General features: G+C 41.5%; 23 protein-coding genes, 1 rRNA gene and 1 CRISPR repeat array (1 of these 25 running past the window's edge). Of the genes, 20 read left to right on the top strand and 4 right to left on the bottom strand.

What is annotated here, in order from left to right:
• Positions 1-376: direct repeats of the CRISPR family, unit length 37 nt; unit sequence ATTCGAAATCAAGATCCACTAAAACAAGGATTGAAAC; it begins 5,757 nt to the left of the window's first position.
• 333 nt (positions 377-709) lie between these two features.
• From ACC612_RS13695 to ACC612_RS13705, 3 genes are all read left to right on the top strand, one after another.
• Positions 710-1,300 carry a hypothetical protein gene (locus tag ACC612_RS13695; RefSeq protein ID WP_371855154.1) on the top strand — a complete coding sequence of 197 codons (591 nt, stop codon included), beginning with the start codon at positions 710-712 and terminating at the stop codon, positions 1,298-1,300.
• A 228-nt stretch (positions 1,301-1,528) separates the two neighbouring features.
• On the top strand, positions 1,529-1,732 hold the full coding sequence (locus ACC612_RS13700; protein WP_371855155.1) for a hypothetical protein: 204 nt from the start codon (positions 1,529-1,531) through the stop codon (positions 1,730-1,732).
• 104 nt (positions 1,733-1,836) lie between these two features.
• Positions 1,837-2,142, top strand: a complete 306-nt coding sequence (locus ACC612_RS13705; RefSeq protein WP_371855156.1) for a hypothetical protein — start codon at positions 1,837-1,839, stop codon at positions 2,140-2,142.
• Between the two features lie 61 nt (positions 2,143-2,203).
• Here ACC612_RS13705 and ACC612_RS13710 read toward each other — a convergent pair whose 3' ends face one another.
• Positions 2,204-2,347 (bottom strand): hypothetical protein, encoded by a 144-nt coding sequence (locus tag ACC612_RS13710; RefSeq protein ID WP_371855157.1) that lies wholly within the window; start codon positions 2,345-2,347, stop codon positions 2,204-2,206.
• A 491-nt stretch (positions 2,348-2,838) separates the two neighbouring features.
• On the opposite strand from ACC612_RS13710, the gene ACC612_RS13715 reads away from it, so the two are divergent.
• Positions 2,839-3,300 carry a nucleoside deaminase gene (locus ACC612_RS13715; RefSeq protein ID WP_371855158.1) on the top strand — a complete coding sequence of 154 codons (462 nt, stop codon included), beginning with the start codon at positions 2,839-2,841 and terminating at the stop codon, positions 3,298-3,300.
• Between the two features lie 76 nt (positions 3,301-3,376).
• On the opposite strand, the gene ACC612_RS13720 is transcribed toward ACC612_RS13715, so the two are convergent.
• The gene (locus ACC612_RS13720; RefSeq protein ID WP_371855159.1) at positions 3,377-3,970 is read right to left on the bottom strand and encodes a sarcinarray family MAST domain-containing protein; all 594 of its coding nucleotides are present in this window, start codon (positions 3,968-3,970) and stop codon (positions 3,377-3,379) included.
• Positions 3,971-3,979: 9 nt separating this feature from the next.
• The gene (locus tag ACC612_RS13725; RefSeq protein ID WP_371855161.1) at positions 3,980-7,996 is read right to left on the bottom strand and encodes a hypothetical protein; all 4,017 of its coding nucleotides are present in this window, start codon (positions 7,994-7,996) and stop codon (positions 3,980-3,982) included.
• 235 nt (positions 7,997-8,231) lie between these two features.
• On the opposite strand from ACC612_RS13725, the gene ACC612_RS13730 reads away from it, so the two are divergent.
• From ACC612_RS13730 to ACC612_RS13805, 16 genes are all read left to right on the top strand, one after another.
• Entirely contained in the window at positions 8,232-9,437 is a 1,206-nt protein-coding gene (locus tag ACC612_RS13730) for a mechanosensitive ion channel domain-containing protein (protein ID WP_371855162.1), read from the top strand.
• A 56-nt stretch (positions 9,438-9,493) separates the two neighbouring features.
• Positions 9,494-10,372, top strand: coding sequence for a prephenate dehydratase (gene pheA / locus ACC612_RS13735; protein ID WP_371855163.1), 879 nt, complete (start codon positions 9,494-9,496; stop codon positions 10,370-10,372).
• A gap of 39 nt (positions 10,373-10,411) precedes the next feature.
• A complete protein-coding gene (locus ACC612_RS13740) occupies positions 10,412-11,290 on the top strand; it encodes a hypothetical protein (protein WP_371855164.1) in 879 nt (292 codons plus the stop codon).
• 47 nt (positions 11,291-11,337) lie between these two features.
• On the top strand, positions 11,338-12,312 hold the full coding sequence (locus ACC612_RS13745; RefSeq protein WP_371855165.1) for an AAA family ATPase: 975 nt from the start codon (positions 11,338-11,340) through the stop codon (positions 12,310-12,312).
• Between the two features lie 19 nt (positions 12,313-12,331).
• Positions 12,332-13,210 carry a DUF58 domain-containing protein gene (locus ACC612_RS13750; protein ID WP_371855166.1) on the top strand — a complete coding sequence of 293 codons (879 nt, stop codon included), beginning with the start codon at positions 12,332-12,334 and terminating at the stop codon, positions 13,208-13,210.
• Position 13,211: 1 nt separating this feature from the next.
• On the top strand, positions 13,212-15,092 hold the full coding sequence (locus ACC612_RS13755; protein ID WP_371855167.1) for a BatA domain-containing protein: 1,881 nt from the start codon (positions 13,212-13,214) through the stop codon (positions 15,090-15,092).
• Positions 15,092-17,551 (top strand): VWA domain-containing protein, encoded by a 2,460-nt coding sequence (locus ACC612_RS13760; RefSeq protein WP_371855169.1) that lies wholly within the window; start codon positions 15,092-15,094, stop codon positions 17,549-17,551. The genes ACC612_RS13755 and ACC612_RS13760 overlap by 1 nt, the downstream gene beginning before the upstream one ends.
• Before the next feature lie 302 nt (positions 17,552-17,853).
• The gene (locus ACC612_RS13765; RefSeq protein WP_371855170.1) at positions 17,854-18,474 is read left to right on the top strand and encodes a superoxide dismutase; all 621 of its coding nucleotides are present in this window, start codon (positions 17,854-17,856) and stop codon (positions 18,472-18,474) included.
• A gap of 62 nt (positions 18,475-18,536) precedes the next feature.
• On the top strand, positions 18,537-19,448 hold the full coding sequence (locus tag ACC612_RS13770; RefSeq protein ID WP_371855171.1) for a glycine betaine ABC transporter substrate-binding protein: 912 nt from the start codon (positions 18,537-18,539) through the stop codon (positions 19,446-19,448).
• A 44-nt stretch (positions 19,449-19,492) separates the two neighbouring features.
• Positions 19,493-20,620: an ABC transporter ATP-binding protein gene (locus ACC612_RS13775; protein WP_371855172.1), complete on the top strand. Its 1,128-nt coding sequence runs from the start codon at positions 19,493-19,495 to the stop codon at positions 20,618-20,620.
• A 32-nt stretch (positions 20,621-20,652) separates the two neighbouring features.
• A complete protein-coding gene (locus ACC612_RS13780; protein ID WP_371855174.1) occupies positions 20,653-21,300 on the top strand; it encodes an ABC transporter permease in 648 nt (215 codons plus the stop codon).
• On the top strand, positions 21,282-21,896 hold the full coding sequence (locus ACC612_RS13785) for an ABC transporter permease (protein WP_371855175.1): 615 nt from the start codon (positions 21,282-21,284) through the stop codon (positions 21,894-21,896). The genes ACC612_RS13780 and ACC612_RS13785 overlap by 19 nt, the downstream gene beginning before the upstream one ends.
• 145 nt (positions 21,897-22,041) lie before the next feature.
• Positions 22,042-22,419 carry a helix-turn-helix domain-containing protein gene (locus ACC612_RS13790; RefSeq protein ID WP_371855176.1) on the top strand — a complete coding sequence of 126 codons (378 nt, stop codon included), beginning with the start codon at positions 22,042-22,044 and terminating at the stop codon, positions 22,417-22,419.
• A gap of 28 nt (positions 22,420-22,447) precedes the next feature.
• Positions 22,448-23,062, top strand: a complete 615-nt coding sequence (locus ACC612_RS13795; protein ID WP_371855177.1) for a 4Fe-4S binding protein — start codon at positions 22,448-22,450, stop codon at positions 23,060-23,062.
• 102 nt (positions 23,063-23,164) lie between these two features.
• On the top strand, positions 23,165-24,289 hold the full coding sequence (locus ACC612_RS13800) for a hypothetical protein (protein WP_371855178.1): 1,125 nt from the start codon (positions 23,165-23,167) through the stop codon (positions 24,287-24,289).
• A gap of 36 nt (positions 24,290-24,325) precedes the next feature.
• Positions 24,326-24,778 (top strand): SRPBCC family protein, encoded by a 453-nt coding sequence (locus ACC612_RS13805; RefSeq protein ID WP_371855179.1) that lies wholly within the window; start codon positions 24,326-24,328, stop codon positions 24,776-24,778.
• A gap of 146 nt (positions 24,779-24,924) precedes the next feature.
• Here the strand turns inward: ACC612_RS13805 and rrf are convergent.
• Positions 24,925-25,019: ribosomal RNA gene (rrf, locus tag ACC612_RS13810) — 5S ribosomal RNA — on the bottom strand; the annotation flags it as partial.

Raw genomic sequence — 25,019 nt, forward strand, 5'->3', positions numbered from 1 at the left:
ATTGAAACTACTTTGTGATAGTTAGCAGATGGAGGGATGTAGAATTCGAAATCAAGATCCACTAAAACAAGGATTGAAACGTAACCATAAAGAAGGTGAAGAAGTAATGCCCGGAGAATTCGAAATCAAGATCCACTAAAACAAGGATTGAAACCTCAGTATCTTCCCATAAATAATACGTAATTGTGTCTATTCGAAATCAAGATCCACTAAAACAAGGATTGAAACCGCACAGCATCGAAGGCAGTGGTTACCACGGTTCTGAATTCGAAATCAAGATCCACTAAAACAAGGATTGAAATGCAGTAAGCTGATACTGGCCAAGATAGGTTCTTTTGCATTCGAGAGCAAGATCCATCATAACAAGGATTGAAACTGTGGCTCTGCTACCCAAATATAGTCAAATTTCAATATTTATAGAATTATCCAGTAAAACAAGGATAGAATAATTTCATTAATCTGTCAGTTTATTCTCTGAAAGTAAATCTACATGCTCCAAAATTTCGCTTGTTCCTTTTCCGATAATTAAAGAATACTTAAATATAAGCAAAAACATGCAACTATTAAATTTGGACCAGTTGAATGAACATAAAGCAAGCTGATTCTTACAAGTGTCCGGTAATCACATAAAGAGATAGAAAGGTCTGGCGCGGAAATGAAATGCGCTGTAATTGAGATATGATTTTATGATCGTTTTGAGGTTTTCGCAATGTTCGAAATAGAATTTGTCAAATTACAAAACGGTAAATTCCAGTTAGTTGATATTAATGTCCCACTGAGAAGTGAGATTTCGGAAGATTATATTTACGACGGTAATGCGGTTTTTCAGGAGCCCAACGGTATCATTGAAGTCCGTGGCCCCCAGCTTCTGCGCATCAGGAAGCTTCAGGTAATTGATAATGAGATAATGATGCAGATAAAGCAGGTAATGCAGACTGCACAAAGGCGATTTGAAGAAATTAAAGTGGCACCTGCATATAAAATAGCATGTCCGAAATGCGGCAGAGCCGAATGGCGCAAACCCGGAGGCAAATGCAAATGCGGAAAACAGATACCTGAACCCAGTGAATATTACAAGGTCCCTATAGAGACCCGCGTATGCGTGGAACGCGGAGAATACTCACTAGAGCATTACATTCCATACATTAGTATGGGTGAAGCCCATGTGTCAAACGTGCCTGTGATCCTGAGTGCAGCCAACAGGTATTCTGTAAACAATAAACTCTATGCCCTCCTGACAGAGGAAGATATCCGCAAAATACTGGTTGATTTCGCAGCCGGAGAAATATCATACGTTTGATGATATTTTTGAATAATGGCTTATTGGCCATTCCGGTATTTTTATTCTTTTTTGATTTTGTTGTAAAAGCAAGCATCCTATAACTGGAACATTGCCACAGTTGGCGAAGATATGTTCCAGGCTGCACGTATATAAATTAAGAAGACAATAAGTACTTACTTAGAAATTTCTGTGGTTATACAGCAATTATCTTACTTGCAAGGAAGTGAGATATAAAGGAGCGAGAGGATGGAAAATAAATACTGGCTATTAGTATTGATAAAAATAGAAGACGGACAGCCCGTCATTGAAAACCGGGAAGAGAAGGGCAGTCTTGGAGAAATAGCACAAAGCCTGGCATCTGAAGGAAATATCCTGCTCAATGCAATACCTATCACTGAGAAAGATTACAATCTGCTAAGGCGGATCCCTGAAAGCGAAGTCGACTATTAAGCTGAGCTTAGAGATTTCCAAGCATCATACACTTTAATTATTTTTGATGCTTGATCCACAACTGGTTCAGAGAATTGTATAAAAATATACAAGAGGGGTTTTCTATGAAGCAAATGGTAAAAATAACAAACATCGATGTATTATCACTGGCTAAGATATTAGGCCTTCTCTATGCATTCTTTGGCTTAATACTTGGACTCCTGATGAGTCTGTTCATGGTAGTTCCTAGTTCTATGATGGGATATGCAGGAGGAGTTTCAGGCCTTCTGATGGGACTAGGAGTCATCATAACCGTACCCATATTTTACGGCATCATGGGCTTCATTTCAGGAATAATCATGGCCATACCTTACAATATCATAGCTAACTGGATAGGTGGTCTTGAAGTAGAAGTAGAGACAAAAGAGTGAAAATAAAAAGTATCTTAGCTGCTTTAATAAAGCTACGGATGAAGCAGAAAATAATTCCACTTCAAACGTATCTTATACAGCTATTGTTATCTGACTCATGCTCAATAACCCCGAGGCCTTCTTTTATTTTACCCCTGGTTTCTGCATCCAGTCCTCTGAGGTTCTTTATTGAGTCAGGTCTTAGTGTAATAATATTAGTCGTCATTATATTCTCTCCATAAACATTAAATCTGATTGTTATCAGCACATTCCGATGTTATTGAAATTGTAGTTCGGATTTGAGGGTTTTTCAAAAATGCCATGCACAATGCTTTTACGTTTTTCTTCACTAACATGTCGGGCTCCTGTAGCACTTTTTCAATGTCGATGAATCAAGGTAAATATATTAATCTAAATATATGTAGGTTTCGCTGATAAATATCGCCGAATATTACTTAAAATAAAGAAAAATAATGAGGAAAGTAAGTGAAAATAGCAGAAACTTAGAATTGGGAATGATGGCAAGAGTAAGTACAAGGAGGGCCTTGCCATCGATCGGATGAAGACACTTCACATATACAGTTGATATTATAAAAATATGTCTATTAAATCATCGCCCATTTATAAAGGACAAAACATTAAAAAGAATATATTTTTGTATCTACAAACCATATTAAAATACATACTGCAATCCTGGAAGGAGTATGATCATATAAAATGTTCCGATTAATCCATATCGCTATTGATGAAGCTCGCAGAGGTATGCAGAACAATCACGGAGGGCCCTTCGGAGCCGTTATAGTAAAAGACGGGGAAATAATAGCCACAGCCCATAATGAAGTGCTTAGCAGTAAAGACCCCACAGCCCATGCTGAAATACTGGCTATCCGCAGGGCATCACAGGAACTAAAACAATTCGACCTCTCAGATTGCGAGATCTACACCACTTCACAACCATGCCCCATGTGTCTGGCAGCTATCTGCTGGGCCGGGATCAAACGCATCCACTACGGCACCACCACTGAAGAAGTTGCAAGCATCGGCTTTAATGATAGCAACATCTACCGCATCCTCAAAGGCGAACAGCCCTCCGAAATAGAATTCATGACCATTGAAAGAGAAGCCTGCCAGGAACTGCTCAAGGAATGGGAAAACAAACCAGACAAACAAATGTATTAAAACCAAATTCCCTATCCAGAACAACAACCCCGCCGCAGGCGGCACGTTCCAATATTTTCAATTGATGAGCAGAAGATCATAGTTGTCTTCTGCATATCCCAGCCAATAACAACATCCCGATAGCTACAGACAGAATGAACCCAGGAGTCTTTGCAGGCTCTTCTGAGGGAGTTGCTGCTGATGATTCAACTGAATCGCCATCGTAGTACTCCTCGCTGACGGTTACATAGGCGGCGGTGAATTCGCCGCTGATTAGTGTATCAAAAGAATCCAAATCATCGAATTGGTAGACAAAATCTAGTGGTACACTGCCACCAGCCCAATTTTCTGTAGGAACTACAGTCCATTCATAGGTTTTTGTTTCATTCTTTTCTATAATTCCACCGGTATATTTGTTCATTTCACTTGTAGATCCATTAATTATTTTGAAATCTTTTTCATCAATAGTTGTCAGCATTGCAGAGATTTCACATCTTTGATATGGAGTAACATCAAATCGAACTTTGAAAGGCTCTCCAATCTTCAAAACTGGCTTTGGGGTTTCTGAACCAGGATATAATTTTCCATTGAAATATACATCAATTTTACCGTAGGGACTTTCTGCTGATCCCACGATAGGCAAAATTAAGAGACATAGAATGTAAAATAAAACTATGAATTTGTTATTCATTTTTTAACCTCAAAATTGTAGCTCAAAATTGTCATAACCTGGAGATTTTTCTTCCCTTCCACCAATCTTGTCTCCAACTCCTTTTGGTCCAGGTCCTACAACTGTTGCAGCGTAACCATTAAATGAAAAATAAATTGGGGAGTTTCTTCCCAAGAATATGGAACTTCCATCTATGTTTTTTTGCGTAGGATGTTTTACCCTTTGGTTGTCTCTCACATACGCCTGTGCCTTGTGTCCAAGGAACGGATCAACGATACATTCGTTGTCTATGTCACTGATTTGGAATGTTTTGTATCGGCCCTTCACATCATATTCCCATAGATTTATCGTGCATACCCAGTTTGGTGGGAGCAAGGGCAGGCCAGCAGGCACGTACCTCATAGCTGTTTCAATTCTTTTTGCAACTTTCTCTGCGGCTTTGCCAGTCAGTTTATTAGCTGAATCATCAAGTTTTGTTTGCAATTCATTATCGATGTTAGAGAAACATTCATCAATGGTCTCATGGCACACATCGATAGCTGCACACACTCCATCCGACACGCCCATCTGCATGTCAGCTTCAAGGCGCAGCATAGCAATATCAACCTCTCCGCGATTTGTGACACTATTCAAATCCATGTTAGCCTTGAGCATACCAAAGAGATCCTTTGCCAGAGTGTCGTCCGAGGTCATAGCTACCAGCTCTTCATTACTTAAAGAATTCAGGTACTGTTGTGTCAGGATTTCCACCAGGTCAGGATCTATACATGTAGATAGCACAGGATCAGCAGCCACCTGTCTGCTTATCTGCACCGGAATATCTACCCGAAGCTGATCAGCATAGGTATTCACAAGCCTTGTCTGATTGTCCCGAAGCAGAGCAGTATCTGTGCTTACTCCAGCCTGTGTCAGATTCACAGCCTCAGCCTGCATCTGCATGAGCACTTCGTCCACCTGTGAGTTCACTTCACAGATACTGCTGCTCATCTGCTCTGAGACAGCAGTTTTTACCGGATCAGTGCACCCTTGCATAATATCTGCAACCTCACCGCTTACATCCCCGGAAAATACACATGTGTTACGCACTGCCAGAGGATAGATCGTTTTCCCTGTAACCTCGTCTTCCCATACGAACTGCTCCTGCAGGTCAAATCCTTCATCATGGTATAGATAGTCAGGATACTGATCCACCAGCAGAGTCAGGTTCTCAGTCCAGCTGTATTTGCTGTGAGGCCAGCCGACCACTTCCATGGTATCCATCACACCCATATCCTGCGCAAGGGAATTTGTTGCCATGGACAAAGCAGGATTATCAAAAAGCAATTCAGAAGGCGAAAGACCACCCAGAAGATCTGAAAGCATAGATCCCTTTTCCTCCTGGAAAGCATCGTTTACATATCCGTCTAAAGAGTCTCTTACTCTTGCATTGCTACCCACAAGTTCCTGCACTGTATTCTCATAAGCCTCGTTCCTTACGATCATACGGGCCGCATCGCTGCAGGTAGTGAAATTATTCCCACTGAAATGACCCTGAGCCTGCACATATTCCTCCCTTTCGTTTTCCATTTCAAAGGACATGTCCTGTGCAGCTTCATAAAAGAGATCCGCAGGATTGCGTCCCAGGTTATCACCCATAAGAGAGACTTTACGTGAGGGGCCTGTATCATCCATTTCATCCAGCATGGAGAGCAATTCCTCTGTCATAAGACCAGGAAGCCATTCTGGCACATCGCATGCAACAGTCCGCCTGGGCAGATGATTGCCGTTATGATACTCTTGATAATCAGTTTCTATCTGCACGAGATTGACATAAGATTCTCTGTACTTATCGGCAGCATCACTGCAACATGTATCTGCCAGTTCCGCTCCGTCAACTATCACGGATGTATTTCTGAAATCATAATCTATAGGCTGGACATACTCTTCAAGACCCTCATAAGTATTGGTCCTGAAGCATTTGTGATAAACGAGAGTAATGTTCTCTGTTTCAAGTTCCTTATGCGACTGCTGTACAGAGTCATACTTATCCAGCCTTTCATTATCGTGTCCGTTGTCTATCACGCCTGTGTACGTATAGGCATAATCATAGTCCAGCTCCCACTGAGAACATACATCAAATTCCACAAGATATTCGATGTCCCAGTCAAAGGAATGAGATTCACTGTTAAGGTAACCATCTTCCCTTTCCATGTTAAGAAGAACATCATTTCCTGCGTACATCATCACTGGTGTGACCTTGAGGTTTTCCAGAGATGTGGAAAGGTGATTAAGGCGGGCATTTGTTATCTGCCAGTTGGCAATATCCAGATCAGTAATTGAACTGGGTTTCATTATTCTCTCACTGTAGGTTATTCTGCTTGTGTTCTCGAATGCATATCCCGGAACAATGGCCCCATCATGCCATAATGAAACAACATATTCAGCATCCCATGTCAGATGATAATAAGAAAAGCTCTTGCTGAGCCTTACAGTATCAGGATCAAAAAACGTCTCAACCTGCACATCCCTTATTGCAGGCCTGTCATTTACTCCAGTTCTTATTATTTCCGGCATTACCTTGGCACTGTATATTGTACTGGCCACGTTATGAATCAGATCTGGCTCTTCATGGCTCCACATCCTGTCATTAAAGATCCATCCGTTTTTTACAACTTCTGTGTAATTGGAAACCGCCATGGTCACTGAAGCATTATCTTCCACTTGCTGCAGGCTCGTACCGGCATCTGCCATTGAACTGCTCATACTTTCTTCTACATCCATGTTAAAAGAACCGTTCTGAGCAAGATGATCATAGAAAGATGAAATATTACCATTCTCCAAATCATAACCTGATGTATCTCTTTTTATATCAGAGTACATAGTCTTTCCATTGTAGTAGCCTGTGTACATCAAAGACCAGGGATCCACAGCATCAAAAACACGTTTCTGGGCATACACTGTGCCTGCATTCACAGACCCTGCTATGGAGGGACCTGTAAGAATATTCAGTGGCCCGCCTGCATAATGCTGCCAAGGTCCGTAAGTAAAAGAGCGTATATTGGACAGCCCAAGAACAATATCCGGTGATACACCCGTATTAAGTTCCTGCTCGTATTCAGTAGTGAGCTGTTCAAGCAGCGGTTCTCTTGAATCCACTGGCGTAAAAACATCCATACTTCCATTGTTTGTTATGCCTGTTTCGATATCAGTTAACGTATAGTTCAGGTCCTTTACAGTAAGTGTATAATAAATAGTATAGCCATCGTGGCTCTGAGATATACTTCGCCTCAAACTCCCGTTCACCTTATCGATGATTATCTGGTCAGGACTGATGTCCCCGTTCACATTCAGAATGTATCTGCCTGCCTTATGAACATCGTGCCTGTAATTGTTTTCCATGAACTCATTGAAACGTGCTGCAACGATATCCTTGATGGGGTTTGTACCCACATGGAACCAGTCAGTAGCCTCTACATCATTTCCAACCTTCAGTACAACATATCCGAAACAATATGATGCATCCTCGGGTATCTTTACTTCCTGCACAAATGAAGAACTTCCCCATAAGCTATGGGATTCGTTATAGTTGAAGTTCATATTGAAACTTCCAGTGCCATCGTATACAGTAAGCACCCTTTCCTGATCGCTGAACAGAGAAATTATTGCACCTATGGCATTGGACGGAAGCTCCACTTGTACCTGCAAAGTATCTCCCGGTTCAAGGTCTTTATTTAAAGGACGGGCAACAAAACCATCATTACTCCATGCCTCCAAGGATGTTGATTCTGCCTGGATGATCGGATGTTCTCCCTGCCACTCTAACGCCTCCATACCTGCATAATTAAGGCATCGCGATATATCCGCACATGCCATGTCCAGCATATCATGCTGAGGATCCGACGCATCAGTGGAATACACCACCTCAGCAAGCTGATAGTCTATGCGTGTGAGATTTGCCGCCATCAGTAATGAGAACAACAGGATGAATATGCCAATAATTGCAAAAGGAACATAAGCCTCATTGTCATAAATGAGTTCATTAATTCCTTTTTTCTGTTTTTTGTCCATGGATACTGTCCTGTCTAACTATGTTGCCACGGATATTACATAATAATTATATAAATATTGTGCTGATTATCGTATAAAAATGCAATATATAAGCAAGTGCCCACTAAGGCAGAAACTTATAAATCAGCAGCAGATATATTGAAAATGGGAGCAAATTTATAATTCAAAAATAGATGAGTTTTATATATTAATGCCATAATATAAAGGCTACTCGTTGAAAAGGGAGGAGAAAGGCATGGCTGATCTTACTATATATACTCTAAGTTTTCTCTCGCTGATCATCACCATCTTGCTCCTGATCGTGTTCAGCTATCTCTTTCGAGAGAAACAGCTCTTCTACCGGGAAAAAATATTTCAACAATTGATATTGATTGCAATATTTGTAGTAGGTCTCATATTTATTATTTTTACTTTACCTCTAGATATAGACACAAAGAATTTGCTGATCACACTTTTAGGTATAGTAAGTGGTGCAGCTATTGCATTCTCATCTTCGACCTTTATATCCAATGCTATGGCAGGTATTATGCTTCGGCTTATCAAGCCTTTCAGAATAGGCGATTACATAAAGATAAACGATACATTCGGGAGGGTCACAGAAATAAATTTTCTGCATACTCAGATACAATCCCAAGAAAGAGACCTTGTAACTATACCCAATATTGCCCTTGTGTCTCATCCTCTTAAAACCATCCGCACATCAGGAACCATTATCAGCACAGAACTTTCCCTTGGCTATAATGTACCGCGCAAAAAGATCGAAAAGAACCTCCTTCTTGCAGCAGAAAAAGCAAAACTTGAGAATCCCTTTGTGCATATTACAGAACTGGGAGATTTTTCTATAAAATATAAAGTCGGTGGGCTTCAGAAAGATGTTGGAAGCCTCATAACCTCAAGTTCAGATTTCAAGAAATATGTAGTGGATGCACTTCATGGAGATAGCATTGAGATCGTTTCTCCAACTTTTATGAATCAGAGACAGATTCAAGAAAATAACCTATTCATACCGCTTGCGGAAGAAGAAAGTACCTACGAAGCAGATATCCAGAAAAGTGTACTGGAAAAAACCACAGAGCAGATAATCTTCGACCGCGCCATCGAGGCAGAGAACCTGGATAAGATAAAAAATACGATGGAAAGTATTCATGACCGGAACAAAGCAATGGAAGAAAAAGTCAAGACCATTCTGGATGGTAACAGAAAACAAAGACTCATGATGGAAATTGATGCACTCAGAGAAGAGGAAGAAAATTTAAAACATGGAGTGGAAGACCTGAAAAAGCTGCCAGATTTCACTGCAGATATAGAGGATCAGGAAAAAGATAAGATCATTAAAACCATAGAAAGTACGATGGCACAATCAAACGAACTTGAAAAAAAACAAAATAGGCTTCTTCAGAGAATAGAAACAGCACATATCCGTGAAGGCAAAATGAACTGAATACCTATCAAAATACCCCTACACAATTATATAACATGTGTTGTATTTAGCCAATTATGATTATCGGTGTGCTTGGGCCCAGAGGGTCATATTCGGATAAAGCTACCCAACTATGGCTTACTAGAGAGCACCCTTTCTCAAAAGATGTATCCCTTAAGTATTGTGGCGACTTCATTGACACTTTTGATTCAGTAGTGAACAATGAAGCTGACATAGGTATTGTACCTGTGGAAAATTCTATCGAAGGATCAGTGGGTGTTACCCTGGACCTGCTCCTGGAACATGATATCCAGATCATAGGAGAGGTTGTTGTGCCTATTGAACACTGTTTACTGTCTAAAGGGGAGATTGAAGATATCAGAGTGATATTATCCCATCCCCAGGCACTTGGACAGTGCAGACAGTTCATCAAAAGCCACTTTCCCCATGCGGAGATACGGACCACAGGCAGTACATCTCATGCAGCCAAGCTTGCCACTGAGTTTGAAGAAATGGCAGCTATAGCATCCAGAGAATCAGCCGGTATGTATGGTCTGAACGTGCTGCTCTGTGATATACAGGACTGCAATAACAATCATACACGTTTCATTGTCTTCAGGAAGAAACAGGAAATTGATGACATTATCTGGAAGAATAGAGATAAAAATACAATCGAACAGAATGATAAAACAAGTTTACCCCACAGAACATCTATAATAGTCTACCTTGACAGGGACAGACCCGGAGCATTGTATGACCTGTTGGGAGAATTCGCTACCAGGAAGATCAATCTCACCCGGATAGAATCCAGACCATCAAAACGTATCCTGGGAGATTATGTATTTTACATTGACTTTGCAGGAAATATAAGCGATACTATTATAAAAGATGCTTTAAATAACGTTCTGCCGAAAGCAGGGATGATGAAAGTGCTTGGCTCCTATGTCATGATGTAATAGTAGGAGACTAGCAGTATACAGGACAAGTGCATTGCCATGAAGGTTGAAGACTTCATCAGGGATATAAGTACAGTTATTGCAAAATACAGAAAGCTATACAAGCTGCTTGATGTTATTTCAATAACATTTCTAGTGTATTCTATTTTGCTTATCACTAACATGGAAATGGTCTTTGAAATATTCCCAGCACTTGAGGTATATTCCACAGCATCGATAAGTATCCTTGGTGCAAGTATTTCGTACCCTGCCATCTTTCTATTCATTATATCGGTAGCTTGCGGAGTTTTGTTAACTTTCATATTGCATATCAGAGATGATAAAAGAAGCACAATAGATCTCGTTGAAGAAAAATATCCTGTGCTGCGAGAAAGACTCAGTACTGCTTACGATAACCGTGAAGTGGACAATATAGTAGTAGCAGACCTGCAGGAAAACGTAGCAAAAGCATCTGCCAATGTCATTCCTTCAGTTTTCCTTAACAAGAAAAGAATGTATATTGGCTTCCTATCTTTGTTGATTGCTATTTCCTTACTTACGTATGTAAGTATAAGCGAATACCGTATATCTTCAACACCACAGGATATCATAGGCCCATTATTACCCCATAACGAAGGCGATGGCTCTGATCTGGCTGTAATGGAACAGACAACAAATAATTCAGATAATACTAAGGAGAATCTGACCGGCAAAACTGCAATTGTAGTGGTGGAAGGAAAACAAGTTGATCTGACTCTTCCACCTGGTTCAGGAACAGGGTTTACACAGGGAGAGCAGGCCAATAATACACCTGAGGATTTCACACCCTCTTCTGCATACGACATTGGTGTAATGTCTTCGTCTATATATTCCGAAGAGTTGCCGGAAGGGTACGAAAGCATAATCAAACAGTATTTTGAAGAAATGGCAGGAAAATAATGCCATGCAGAACATTCTATTTATCATGAAAGTAAGGGAGACCAGAGATGAACTCCAGTGAAATGAGTGCAGGAAATCTGTCACAGACATACCGGATTGCCAGCGATATGTTCAATGCATTATTCGCAGAGATCGGTAAGGTCGTAGTCGGACAGCAAGAGTATGTGGAACAGATGATCATCGCTATGCTCTGCAATGGGCATGCATTGGTTGAGAGCAATCCCGGTCTTGGGAAAACATTGACCATTTCTACTATAGCAAAGGTCATGGACCTGCGCTTTAGCAGGATCCAGTGTACACCGGACCTGATGCCTGCGGACATCACAGGAACGAACATCATAGAAGAGCACGGTGGAGTCAAGTCATTCAAATTCCAGGCAGGACCAATCTTTGCTAACATAGTGTTAGCCGATGAAATCAACCGTGCATCCCCAAAAACACAATCTTCAATGCTTGAAGCAATGCAGGAAAAACAGATCACTGTCGCCAATGATACCTATCTGCTTGACAAGCCTTTCTTTATCCTGGCCACACAGAACCCCATTGAGATGGAAGGAACTTTCCCATTGCCTGAAGCGCAATTAGACAGGTTCCTCCTGAAAATATTGCTGGATTATCCTACATATGAACAGGAACTCAGCATTGTGGAAAGGTACACTAAGATGGATTCTCCGCAGGTCAGAAAAGTCATGAACAAGAACACACTGCTCGACCTGCAAAAACTGACCACTGAAGTGCCTATATCCGATCAGTTAAAATCCAGAGCTGTAAAAATAGTTATGGCTACAAGGCAGAACAGCGAGCACATAGAATACGGTGCATCCCCCAGGGCCTCTATAGGCCTGATCCTGGCAGCAAAGGCACGCGCCCTGATCAACGGCAGAAATTACGTAAGTGAGGAAGATATCGAGGTTATGGCTTATCCGATACTTCGCCACAGGATAGGTCTTTCATTTGAATCAGAAAGAAAAGGCATTACTGCAGATCAGATGATCAAGGGAATCCTTTCGCAGGTCAAATAAAAAATAAGGCCATGAGGACATGAACCCCGGGAAACATACTATTAATGCGGATTTCTTCCGGCAGCTTGACAGTTTTTCCTTTATGGTAAGGAAAAGAGTATCCAGCGTATATGCCGGTAGCCGACGCTCTGTCAACAGCGGCAAAGGCATAGATACCGTAGGGTTCAGGGAATACTACCCTGGAGATGAACCCAGATCCATTGACTGGAAAGTATATGCCAGGTCCGAAAAACTGTATGTTCGGCAATTCGAGGAAGATAAATCCCTCACAGCACACATACTGCTGGATGCCAGCAAGAGTATGGACTATCCTGAAAAAAACACCACTAAATTTGAATATGGCCTGATGCTTGCAATGGGCTTTGCATACATGGTGACAAAAGATAATGATAAGTTCGCCATTTCCACCTTTTCTCAGGATGTGGATATAGCTGAACCACGCAGGGGAAAAAAGTATCTTTTTCAAACACTTGACCGGCTTGAAACAACAAAGCTTCAGGGTAAGACCGACATACATGAATGCATCATAAGATACAGCCGCGCTATACATTCACGGTCTCTTGTGATCATCATATCGGATTTCATGGATGATCTGGATTCTATAAGATCCGCAATATATCGTTTTTCGGATCATGACCTTATTCTTGTGCAGGTGCTGGACAGGACAGAAGCTCAGCTTCAGGTGCATGGACATACAAAGTTCAAGGATCTTGAGACTGATGCAGATCTTAAAACGTATGTAGGCAACAACTTCAAGGATAATTATCAGCGCAAATTAATGGACCACATGAACAGCATTAAAGATACATGCTACCATGTGGGAGCGGAATATTATGCTTTTACTACAGATGTACCCATCTTTGAAGCTTTCCTTTACACAATAGGCAGGAGACGCTGATATGCCCTTTGAAACCCCTCTGGCCCTGCTCGCTTTGGTAAGCGTTATACCTCTTATCATATTGTATCTGCTAAGGCCAAAGCCTCTGCTGGTGAAGATTCCATCTGTGATGTTCCTCATGCAGGTGGAAGAAAAAAAGCGTTTCTTCACTTCTATTACAAAACTTATTAAAGATCCTTTGTTCCTCATACAATTGCTGGTGCTTATTCTATTGGCACTGGCCGCAGCCGCTCCTTATATAATCACAAACGAGCCCTTAAGCGACGAGCATACGGTACTCGTGATAGATATGTCTGCCAGCATGCAGACAGAAAGCCGTTTCCAGGAAGCCACCAGCAAAGCAGGGGACTATGTAAGCAAGGAGAACAGCATAGTTCTTGCTCATAATATTCCTGTGATATTGCTTGAAGGACAGGATGCAACTACTACCAAAGAAGCTCTTTCCTCTCTTAAAGCAGGTGCTACAGTAGCAGATATTTCTGCTGCCATGGGTACAGGCATGAGAATGCTGCTGTCTGAAGGCGGAGGCAGACTCGTGGTGATCTCGGATTTTACCAACTGGGAAGGAGAAGACCCGGTATCTGCAAAGAACCTTGCAGAATCAAACAGCATAAAAGTGGAGTTTGTGCAGATAGGCAAAACCACAGATAACATAGGCATTATCCAGGGCCGGCTTGAGACCACAGAGAACGGTTATAATTACAATTGCGTGATCAAGAACTACGGAGATAGTGACCAGAACATTCCCGTAGAGATCACTAACACTGATGGTAATAGTGAAACCAATAGCATAGACCTGACAGTAAAGGCAAAATCCACAGAACAGTTCGTTTTACAAAATCTTAGTACAGGCACCACCACTATCAAAATAAACAGGGATGATAGTTTACCTGCGGACAATATTGCTTACGTATCGGTACCAAAGGTTTCTAACAAACGTGTCCTGTTCGTATCAGACCAGTCATTGTTACCATCGATGACATCAGTGTCCCTTATGCCAGGTATTCAGACAACTTCAGCTACTGGAGTGCCACAAGACCTGACACAGTTCAGTGTAGTAGTTGTTGCTAAAGCCAACCAATCCCTTTCATCAAGCGAGATCTCACTACTTTCATCTTATATTAACAGTGGCGGTAAGGCGGTGTTCATTGCAAGTGACAGCCTCGCTGCGCAGGGTACTGACCTGGAACTTCAGAAACTGTTACCCGTAAGGACATCCAACGTAACAAAAACAGAAAAGGGTCTTGGCATGAAAGTGAACCAGTCCACAAGGCTCACTGATGATCTTGACCTGGATGAGATAGCAGTATATAAGTATCTGAATGCAACCGCAAGGCTAGACACAACAACTCTGATTGTATCAGAGAAAGGAGATGTACCCATACTCGCATACGGAACAGTGGGTGAAGGAACTGTTGTGTATGTGGGATTCAGTGACCAGCTTGGAGAAAATTCCTGGAACAATTTCCATAACCTGCCTGATTTCCCTGTGTTCTGGTTCAAACTTGTAGGCTGGCTGGGAGGTTCCGGAGATATTTCTGAATACAACCTGAAGACAGGAGCTGTTTCAACTCTGGCAAAGGAGCAGGAAATAACCACCCCCAATGGAAAGGAAATAACAAAGAAAGTGCTTTACAGCAGTGCTGGTCTATATGAAGTGGCAGGCAGGACAATTGCTGTTAACCTCTACAATGATAAGGAATCAGATACTGCCCTTGATGGTTCTGATGTTATTAGCAGGGCATCTGTCAAGGATGAGCCTTCTGTTGTGAAGGCAACAACATACGAATCTAAAAATTACCTGGATACTATTATGATAGCATTGGTATTCATATTGGTCATTCTGGAACTGTACATAATCAAAAAGAGAGGTGAGCTGTAATGGTGAGCCTTGAGCATCCCGCCATGTTATGGCTCATTTTGCCGGTGCTGGCGGCAGGCATCTATCTGATCCGCAAAGGCGCTAAAAAGGGCCTGATAATATCCAGAATGATAGTACTTGCATTGTTGGTCATCGCTCTGGCTTCTCCATATAATGTGGTTAACAAGGTATCAAACACTGAAAATCCCGATATAGTATTGATATCCGATGAAACTTCAAGCATGGAGCTTTTCGAAACGGAGACAACAACAACCCTTTATGAATCCCTGGCAGCAAATACACCTACAAATGTTGTGAAGCTTACAGGCGATAGCACATCTCTTGGAGATGCCATTGTGCAATATGCACGTGGAGATAATCAGATAGTCATTGTTTCTGACGGCAACAGCAACAAGGGTCAGGATCTGGAAGAAGCTCTTAACTTTGCCAAAGATACAGGGACAACGGTATACTCGGTAACTCCGGAATTAAAAACAAATGATGTGAGCTTATACATAAGCGGTGATAAGAAAGTTGTTCTTGACAATGAATATCAGTTTGATCTGATAGTACAGCAAGCAGGAAATTCCTCTATAAGTTGTCAGGTAGAGATGTTTGTGGATGACAAGCCAAAAATGAGCAATTATCCAATAACTCTCGATGACGATTCCAAAACAGTACCTATAACACATACCTTTGATTCTCTGGGTGCCCATACGATCACTGCCAGTATTACGGTTTCAGGAGAAGATAGCCAACCCATCAACAATGTCTTTTATAAAACCGTATATGTAGTTCCAAAACCAAAGATACAGCTCATTACCGATGATACAAGCTCACCCATGGCTAATATACTGCTGAATCTTTATGACACTTCAGTTGGCACAGAGCTAACAGATCTGGACAATAAAAAAGCAGTCGTTCTGGATAACAGGAACATCAATTCGCTTTCAGACTCAGACATACAGAATTTAGAAGATTACGTTAGCTCTGGAAACGGCCTGTATGTTGTAGGTGGTGACAGTTCCTATAACTATGGAAACTATCTTAACTCATCCCTTGAAAGTATATTGCCTGTATATTCAAAGGCCAGTGAATGGAAAGGCGGCAGAAATGTGGTACTTGTGCTTGATGTTTCCATGAGCACTTCTGCCCATGGGACGCAGGGTGATATTTTAGGCAATGGAATAGCTGTTCTGAGGAATGAATATCTCAGAGATGCAAATGTGGGTGTGATAGCGTTTGGAACAGAAGGTCTGGATGTATCAGGCGGTCTGGTATACATGGGACTTCCTTCTAATGTAAATATGCTGGAAGAGAAAATAAAAACACTTACACCGGCATCTACCAGTGAAACATCCTTAGACCAAGGCTTGGTTATTGCACAGGAATGGCTCTCAGACGGCGAGGGAGAACTTGATGTGGTTATCGTTTCTGATGGAGGCATCGAGCAAAGATATGAAGAAGCACTGCAAGTTGCCACTGCGCTCAGTGATGCAGGTGTAAAGCTATATTACGTACATATCAAATCCAAGGCACCTTCACAGTATGATAAATTCGGCAATGCCTTTGCAAAACAGTTAATGGATGAGGTTGGAGGGCTGTATTTCCCTATGCAGGCGGGGGAACGGGTTAACCTTGTCTTCGATGAGCTGGAACAGCCAGAGACAAATGAATCTATTGATTATAACGCATTTACCCTTGTAAAATACAATCCCACGCATTTCATCACTAAGAATGTAAATATTTCAGCTAACATCACAGGATACAATGATATTACACCAAAACCTGGTGCAGACAGACTGATCCTGACTTCCACAGGCCAACCTGTGCTCACAGTATGGAGATATGGCCTGGGACGTGTAGCTTCTCTTAGTACAGATAATGGAAATGGTAACGGCAATATGTGGAGTACCCAGATGTACTCTGGTAATAACTCCAAACTCACTTCATCCACCATGAACTGGCTCATCGGTGATCCGCAGGTTGAGGAAGGAGCTGTACTGGAAGCTGATGATACATGGTTCGGGACTCCTGCTCAGCTTAAACTTACGATGTATGATGAAGGCGTGCCTACCATCAAGCTTGATGGCAGTGAAAATATTGACCTTTCGCTTACCGGTAAGAATACTTATGAGGCAACAACAGACATTGGCCAGGTGGGAGTTCATTATATATCCGGATATCCAATAGCAGTTAACTATGCGCTGGAGTACAGGGATGTAGGAGTTAATCCAGATCTTGCAACAATGATTTTGTCCAATGGCGGAAAGACATACACAAAGCGAGAAGCACAGGCCCTGCTGCTTCAGGATGCAAGAGAAAAACCAAAATATATCAACGAGACAGTAAGCCAGAAGATGTATTTCATCCTGGCAGCCCTGATATTGTTCTTGTTTGAGGTTGCAATCCGCCGCCTCAGAGAGATCAAGGAGATGAAGGCGCAGGAGAAAAAGATGCAGGAAGTAGCAGAGGCATAACGTATATTATACGTCCGACATAATCAGAAGTACCAATTTCAGCCTGCTGATAATGATAGATATATCTAGTATGGAGTAATCGCTCCATAAGTATAAATAGAAGCCTTTTTAATGCTATGTATAGGGCTACATGTTGCACCTGAAACTTTGTGGGAAGTTTTGCAGCATAATAGCCGGAAACATTTTATGAATTCAGTATAAGGAAATTGGTTAGCAGTGTCTGTATGTGGGATTGTCATTAATGGTACATACCCAATATTAGAATACAGATGGATTAGCCAATGAATAAGGGGGAAGATACTATGGCTAAAGAACTGTACAAGTTACCAGCTTTGAAATATGGTTATGCGGACCTTGAACCGTATATTTCAGAAGAGCAATTGCGTATACACCATGATAAACATCATCAGGCTTACGTCAGTAATGTCAATTCACTGTTGCAGATGATGGAAAAGGCCAGAAAGGAAGGTACAGATTTTGACTACAAAGCAACTGCGAAAGCTGTGGCCTTTAATCTGGGTGGTCATGTGCTCCATGATTATTTCTGGTGGGAAATGACACCTGCAGGAAATGCGACAAAAGAGCCCATAGGTGAACTGGCTGAAGTGATCAAGGAAGACTTTGGAAATTTCGAGCGTTTCAAAAAGGAGTTCACCCAGACAGCATCAACCGTGGAAGGCTCTGGATGGGCAGCACTCACCTTCTGCAATGACACCAAAAGGTTGGGGATCATGCAGATAGAAAAGCATAATGTAAATCTGGTTCCGGATTTCCCGATCCTCATGGCTATAGACGTATGGGAGCATGCTTATTATCTGGATTACAAGAATGAAAGAGGAAAATTCATAGATGCTTTCTGGAACATAGTCAACTGGGAAGAGATCGACAAATACTTCCGGAAGATACAGCACCTTAAGGAATAAGGCCAATCTTAATTTCAGATAAGGGTTCAGGATAAATAATAACCCGGGTGTGGGGTGTGTGGATGAAAAAGTCTGTCATGGTGGTATTATTTATAATTGTTGCTTTGATCGTAAGCGGTTGCTCTGAGAACAAGCTTAATGCACCTGCAGAAAAGCCTACTGTGGTGATAGGCTCTAAACTTTTCCAGGAATCTTATATACTTGCCCACATGGCGGCTCTTATGCTTGAAGATGCTGGCTATGAAACTAAAGTAATAGAAGGGCTTGGAGGAACTTTTGTCAATTATGAAGCGCTGAAGAAGGACGAGATAAACACCTACGTGGAGTACACAGGAACTGCTTACAGCCAGATCCTGAAGAAACCACCACTTGATGTGTGGGACCCTGAAGTTGTATTTAATGAAACAGAAAAGGGATTGAAAGAGATAGACAATATTGAGGTGGTCAGTACTCTGGGATTCGAAGATGCTTATGCAATTGCAGTAAAAGAGGCTTGGGCAGAGGCAAATAATATCACAAATATCAGTGATCTCAAGAAATATGCACCTCAGATGACGATAGGAACTGATCCGGAATTCGCCACCCGTGAGGACGGACTGCCTCGTATAAAAGATGTATATGGCATAGAGTTCAAGGATTACAAGCAGGCCGTTGCCACAGTAATGTATGAGGCGATCAAGATCGATGAGGTAGACGCTATATCTGCATACACTACTGACACCAGGAACGAGGTTTTTGATCTACGGGTGCTAAAGGATGATAAGAATGCATTGCCTCCTTATGATGCAATATACATTATGACACAGGAATTTGCTACAAACAATCCTGATGCTGCGAGAGCTTTAAAGAAACTGGAAGGTAGAATCGACACCGACACCATGAGGAGTCTGAACTACAAGTTCGATGTGGAGAAGATGGAACCAAGGGATATCGCAAAAGAATTTCTTATCCAGGAAGGACTTATAGAAGGATAAGACTATTCTATTCTTTTTTTCAAAACAATACCCGGAAACAAACAATGCGCACACAAAGATTGTTTGAAAGGATAGAGTCCATTGAACTACAGGCTGTGAGTAAGAAATACGGTTCGCGTTTTGCTGTGGACTCATTGGACCTTAATATAGAAGGAGGGGAGTTGCTGGTCCTCCTCGGACCAAGCGGTTCCGGGAAGACTACAACGCTTCGAATGATCAACAGGATGATAGAACCGGATACGGGGACTATCCTGATAAACGGACAGAACATTATGAAGTTAGATCCGGTAAGCCTCAGGAGGAACATTGGCTATGTGATACAGAACATCGGTCTTTTTCCTCACATGACTATCGGGGAAAACGTGGGTCTAGTCCCAAAACTTGAGGGATGGGACGAGATAAGAACAACTGAAAGAGTACGCTATCTGCTGGATTTTGTATCCCTGCCTCCAGACAGGTTTATAAAGAGATATCCACGACAACTAAGCGGAGGCCAACAGCAGAGAGTGGGGCTTGCAAGGGCTCTTGCCATGAATCCACCACTTCTTTTAATGGATGAACCTTTCGGGGCTCTGGATCCTATTTTGAGAAAGCAGTTACAGGAAGAATTCCTGGATATCAAGAAGGAGATCGGAAGGACCATTGTGTTCATTACCCACGATATAGAAGAGGCTTTCAGACTAGGCGACAGAATAGCCATAATGGACAATGCCAAGCTTGTACAGGTGGGTCCTCCGGAAGAACTCATCTTTGAGCCAGTGAACGACCTTGTTGCTGATATAGTGGATACAGAACGGAAGTTCAAGCACATGGATATATTAAATGTGAAGGACCTGATGACACCGCTCGATACAAAATATCTACTGGATGCAAGTATGGATATATGTGGCGCGGTGCAGACCATGAAAGAAAGGGACACAGAGATAGGGATTGTATTTGAAAATAATGTACTTGTTGGCAAAGTGGAGATGATAGACCTCTTAAAAAGTGAGGATGAGTACACGCTGATTAAAAAAGTAGCAAAACCAATGAAGGTCTTTGCTCCACAGGACTCAGTGGCATCAGCTCTATCTGAAATGAAAAAGAGTGGAGAGTACATGGCAATGGTTATGAATGGGGATGCACCCAGGGGAGTGCTAGTATCTGATGAAGTGCTTTTAAAACTTATTTAAAAACTAAAAAAGATAAAAGAAAGAGGACAAGGATGATCCGGGAAATCGCAGCGCTGTGGGATGAACATTTGATGACGATGCGTACCGTTGAACATCTACAAATGTTTAGCATTTCCCTCATAATATCAGTGATTATAGGCGTAATTATTGGAGTATTAATATACTCAAAACCAAATATAGCTTCTCCGACACTTAATATTCTTAATATTCTGGAAACAATACCAGATATGGCGTTGATAGTTATTCTTTTGCCTCTGCTGCGCTTGGGCACAGGACCCACTATAGCAGCTTCGGTCATCTACTCAATATTACCAATCGCAAGGAACACCTATATCGGCCTTAAGGGTGTAGACGACCAATACATATATGTGGCTGAGGCTATTGGCCTCTCACCACGCGAAGTACTTTTAAAAGTTAGAATTCCCATATCTCTGCCTCTCATAGCTGGGGGGATAAGGATAGCTCTGGTGTTCACCATGGGGGTTGTAACATTGGGAGGACTTGTGGCGGCGGGGGGACTTGGAACAGTGATCCAGAATGGTATCCAGCTTTATGAGAAAGATGCTATACTGCTAGCAGGCCTATGGACGGGAATACTGGCTGTCATACTAGATCTTGCAGCTGGCAGTATCGAAAAGAAACTGCATGAGAGGTATGGTATATGGCAGCCACAGCAATGATACTGGAAGCAACATGGGAACACATCGTGCTCGTATACACCACATTGCTGATAAGCATCCTGATAGCTTTACCTCTTGTATTTGCTTCCCTCTACAACCAGAGACTTGCCTCAGTTGTAATGAACTTTGCAAATCTTGTGCAGGCTGTACCCAGTTTTGCAGTGATCGCTATAGTAGTGCCTTTTCTGGGAATTGGTTTTGTCCCTGCGCTAATAGCCATAATGCTGAGGGCGCTTTTACCTATTATTAAAAACACATATATTGGTCTTACAAGTGTGGATCCTGCACTCATAGACTATGCTAACGGCATTGGACTTAGCGAATGGCAGATACAGCGTTACATCAGGCTTCCAAATGCATATCCTGCCATGTTTGCAGGTATCAAGTTTGCGGCTATACTGGCTAACAGCATAGCTGTGCTTACAGCATTCATAGGTAGTGGTGGATTGGGAGAGATTATATTTCAAGGACTTATAGGTTATAACACTGGTAAACTACTCTCAGGAGCTATACCAGCAATTGTTTTAGCCTTGCTAATAGATTATTCTTTTACAAGACTTGAGAAAAAGTTGACACCCCAGTACACGAAATCATGACTGCAGATAAATTGGCTCGACTTGAAATTCATAACTAGACCACTTAACAGTACCTCCATTATTACTCAGTATTTTGCAGTACTTGAAACAGTATATATAATGCTGCTACAATATTGCAGTACTGTAAGTGTATTGAGGTATCAGTATGGTAGATTTTGCATGTAAGGAGTTCCAGATCGAAGCTGTCATCAAGTGTGGTCTTAACCTGACAAAAGCAGAACTTCTGGTTCTGAAATATATGTTGAAACACAATACCAGATGGTTCACCACCGAACAAATAGCTACAGATCTTTCCCTTGATATATCCACAGTACAGAGAAGCGCGAAGAAGCTCACTGAAAAAAAGGTGCTGCAAAAGTCACAGAATAATCTGGAAGGCGGAGGATATTTCTTCGTCTACAGGATCAGGAGCAAGAGAGAGATAAGAGAACTTATCATGGAGATCATCCATAGCTGGGTCGACCGTGTGGAAAAAGAACTGATCGTATGGGAAGAAGAACAGAATATTGTTGCAGTCTCTTGAAAACTAAAAACATTGCCTTGGTGAAAAAATGCTAAAAATTACTCCATATCTTGGAATACTTGTAATTATCGTATCCATTGCAGGTTTGTGGTATCCTGTTCTGGGATACTTCATGCTGTTGGTATTTGCCACTTTGCTGATCATCAGTCCTTTCAGAGGAAGGTGGTTCTGTGGAAATCTATGTCCCAGAGGTAGTTTCAATGATTTCTGGGTAGGCAAGATTAGCCAGAACAAAAAGATCCCTCCAGTGCTCAGAAGTCTCTGGATAAGGATTCCTATATTCCTAATTATGATGGGATTTATGGGATACAGGTTGCTGCAGACACATGGATTGTTCAATCAGATTGGTATGGTCTTTGTGATAATGTGTCTTACAACCACTACAGTAGCCATATTAGTTGGTGTTTCCATCAATCCCAGAACATGGTGTACTTTCTGCCCAATGGGAACGCTGCAACACATTTTAGGAAAAGATAAATACCAAATTATTCTTGATGATGAGAAATGCATCAACTGCAAGAAATGTGATAAAGTGTGTCCAATGCAGTTGGATGTACGCAAGAGTCTCTCAAAAAGAGATTGCATTAAATGTGGCAGATGCATTGATATTTGTCCAAAGGATGCACTTGCATTTGAAAATTGAGGTTTTGGACCTCTTTTACTTTTCTTTATAATTTGATCCTATACCAAACGCTAAACATTTAAATCTTAAACTCCATGCAAATAATTAAGCAAGGAGAATTAAATGAAAAATTCATTCATTTATGCTCTATTGGTCTTTTTCATACTTGTGTGTATACAGCCAGTACATGCTTTTACAGCTTTAAGCAGTGATGATCCTTATATTATAATTGACAATGTTGTAGAAGATGATCTGTATGTTGCCGGTGGGAATGTGATAATAGAAGGGACTGTCATAGGAGATGTGGTTGCTGCTGCTGGTAATGTGACAGTCAAAGGGAATATCACGCAGGACCTGATTGTTGCTGCTGGCGAAGTGACAATAGATGGAGTTGTGGGGGATGATGTAAGGGCTTTGGGGGGCACGATCTCTATAAAAGGTAATGTTGGTGATGATGTAATTGTTGCCAGTGGAGATTTTGACCTGGCCGGATCCGGTTCCATAGGTGGTGATCTATCTATGGGTGTTGGGAAATCTACTCTTTCCGGAAATGTGGCTGGTAATGTCACAGGCGGGATGGAGGCTCTCAATATTTATGGTAAAATTGGTAAAAATGTCGACATATCAACAGGGAAATTATATGTGGACCCGACAGCAGATGTAGGGGGTAAATTAAAATATCGTAGTTCTTCTGAATCTGCTATTCCCGAGAATATCAATGCCAGCAATGTGACTTCCCTCTATCAGGAAAAAGAGGATGAGAAGGGATTTTCTGTATTCTGGTGGGTAATAAAATATCTTTCTCTTGTGATTCTTGGACTAGTGTCCCTTGCCATCTGGCCAAACCGGACAATAAATGTAGCTGAAAGCATTCCAAAAGAACCCGTAAAGAACCTAGCAATTGGTCTTATACTTGTCTTTACAGCTTTTATAGCCGCATTTTTCCTATTTATCAGCTTGATAGGTATACCACTTAGTATAGCATTACTATGTATAACGTTCTTCGAACTGTATGCTGCACGCTTCCTTGCTGGAATCTGGATAGGCAATGCAATATTCAGGAAATTTGGAAAGCATTCAAGCCCATGGATGGACCTGATCGTTGGCGTATTTGTAATATTGTTGCTTACCAGTCTGCCTGTTATAGGTACTCTGCTTTATGTTTTATTTACGTTTGTATCTATAGGAAACATCTACCATGAACAAAAACAGCACTATGCAGACCTCAAAAAATTCAATGCTCTTTAAATTGCTTGACTTTTTTACGATTCACGATAGATCACTATGAAGCGGATTTGTACAACTGTTGATATTGAAGCATCAGCAAAGGATGTATGGGAGATACTCTGTGATTTCAAGGAATATCATAACTGGAATCCTTTTATCACCAGCATTTCTGGTAAACTGAAAGCTGGGGAAGTCCTTGATGCAAAGTTTAAAGCTAATAATTCCTTCGGATTCAATCTCAAGCCTCTGGTACTTAACGTGGAGGAAAATAAGGAAATACGCTGGAAAGGCCATTTTATTATAAAGGGAATATTTGATGGCGAGCATATGTTAAGGATAGAGGAAAAGGAAAATGGAAATGTTCATTTCATAAACTGTGAAAAGTTCACTGGTGTGCTGGCACCAGTTTTAATGTTTCTTATAAAAAGAGATACGGAAAAAGGTTTCATTGCTATGAACGAGCAACTGAAGAAAATGGCTGAAAAGAAAAAGGCAGACAGAGATTGCTGATATTTCTTTAAAAGATACTGCTGTGAAATCTTCTTTACACCTATTTCAAATTCAAAGCTTTAATAGATGGTGATAGAATAGAATCAGAGTACAAACTAATTAAAGAGCTGTAGTCGTTAGAATTAGAGTTAAAATTCATAGAGTGAGCATAGCAGCGATCCGAAGTTCCCAAAGGCTCGCGCACTTAAGTACAGTACGGAACGTGGACAGGCTTATCTTCTGTGTTCGGGATGGGTACAGG

Source organism: Methanomethylovorans sp. (assembly GCF_041447285.1).
GTDB lineage: Archaea > Halobacteriota > Methanosarcinia > Methanosarcinales > Methanosarcinaceae > Methanomethylovorans.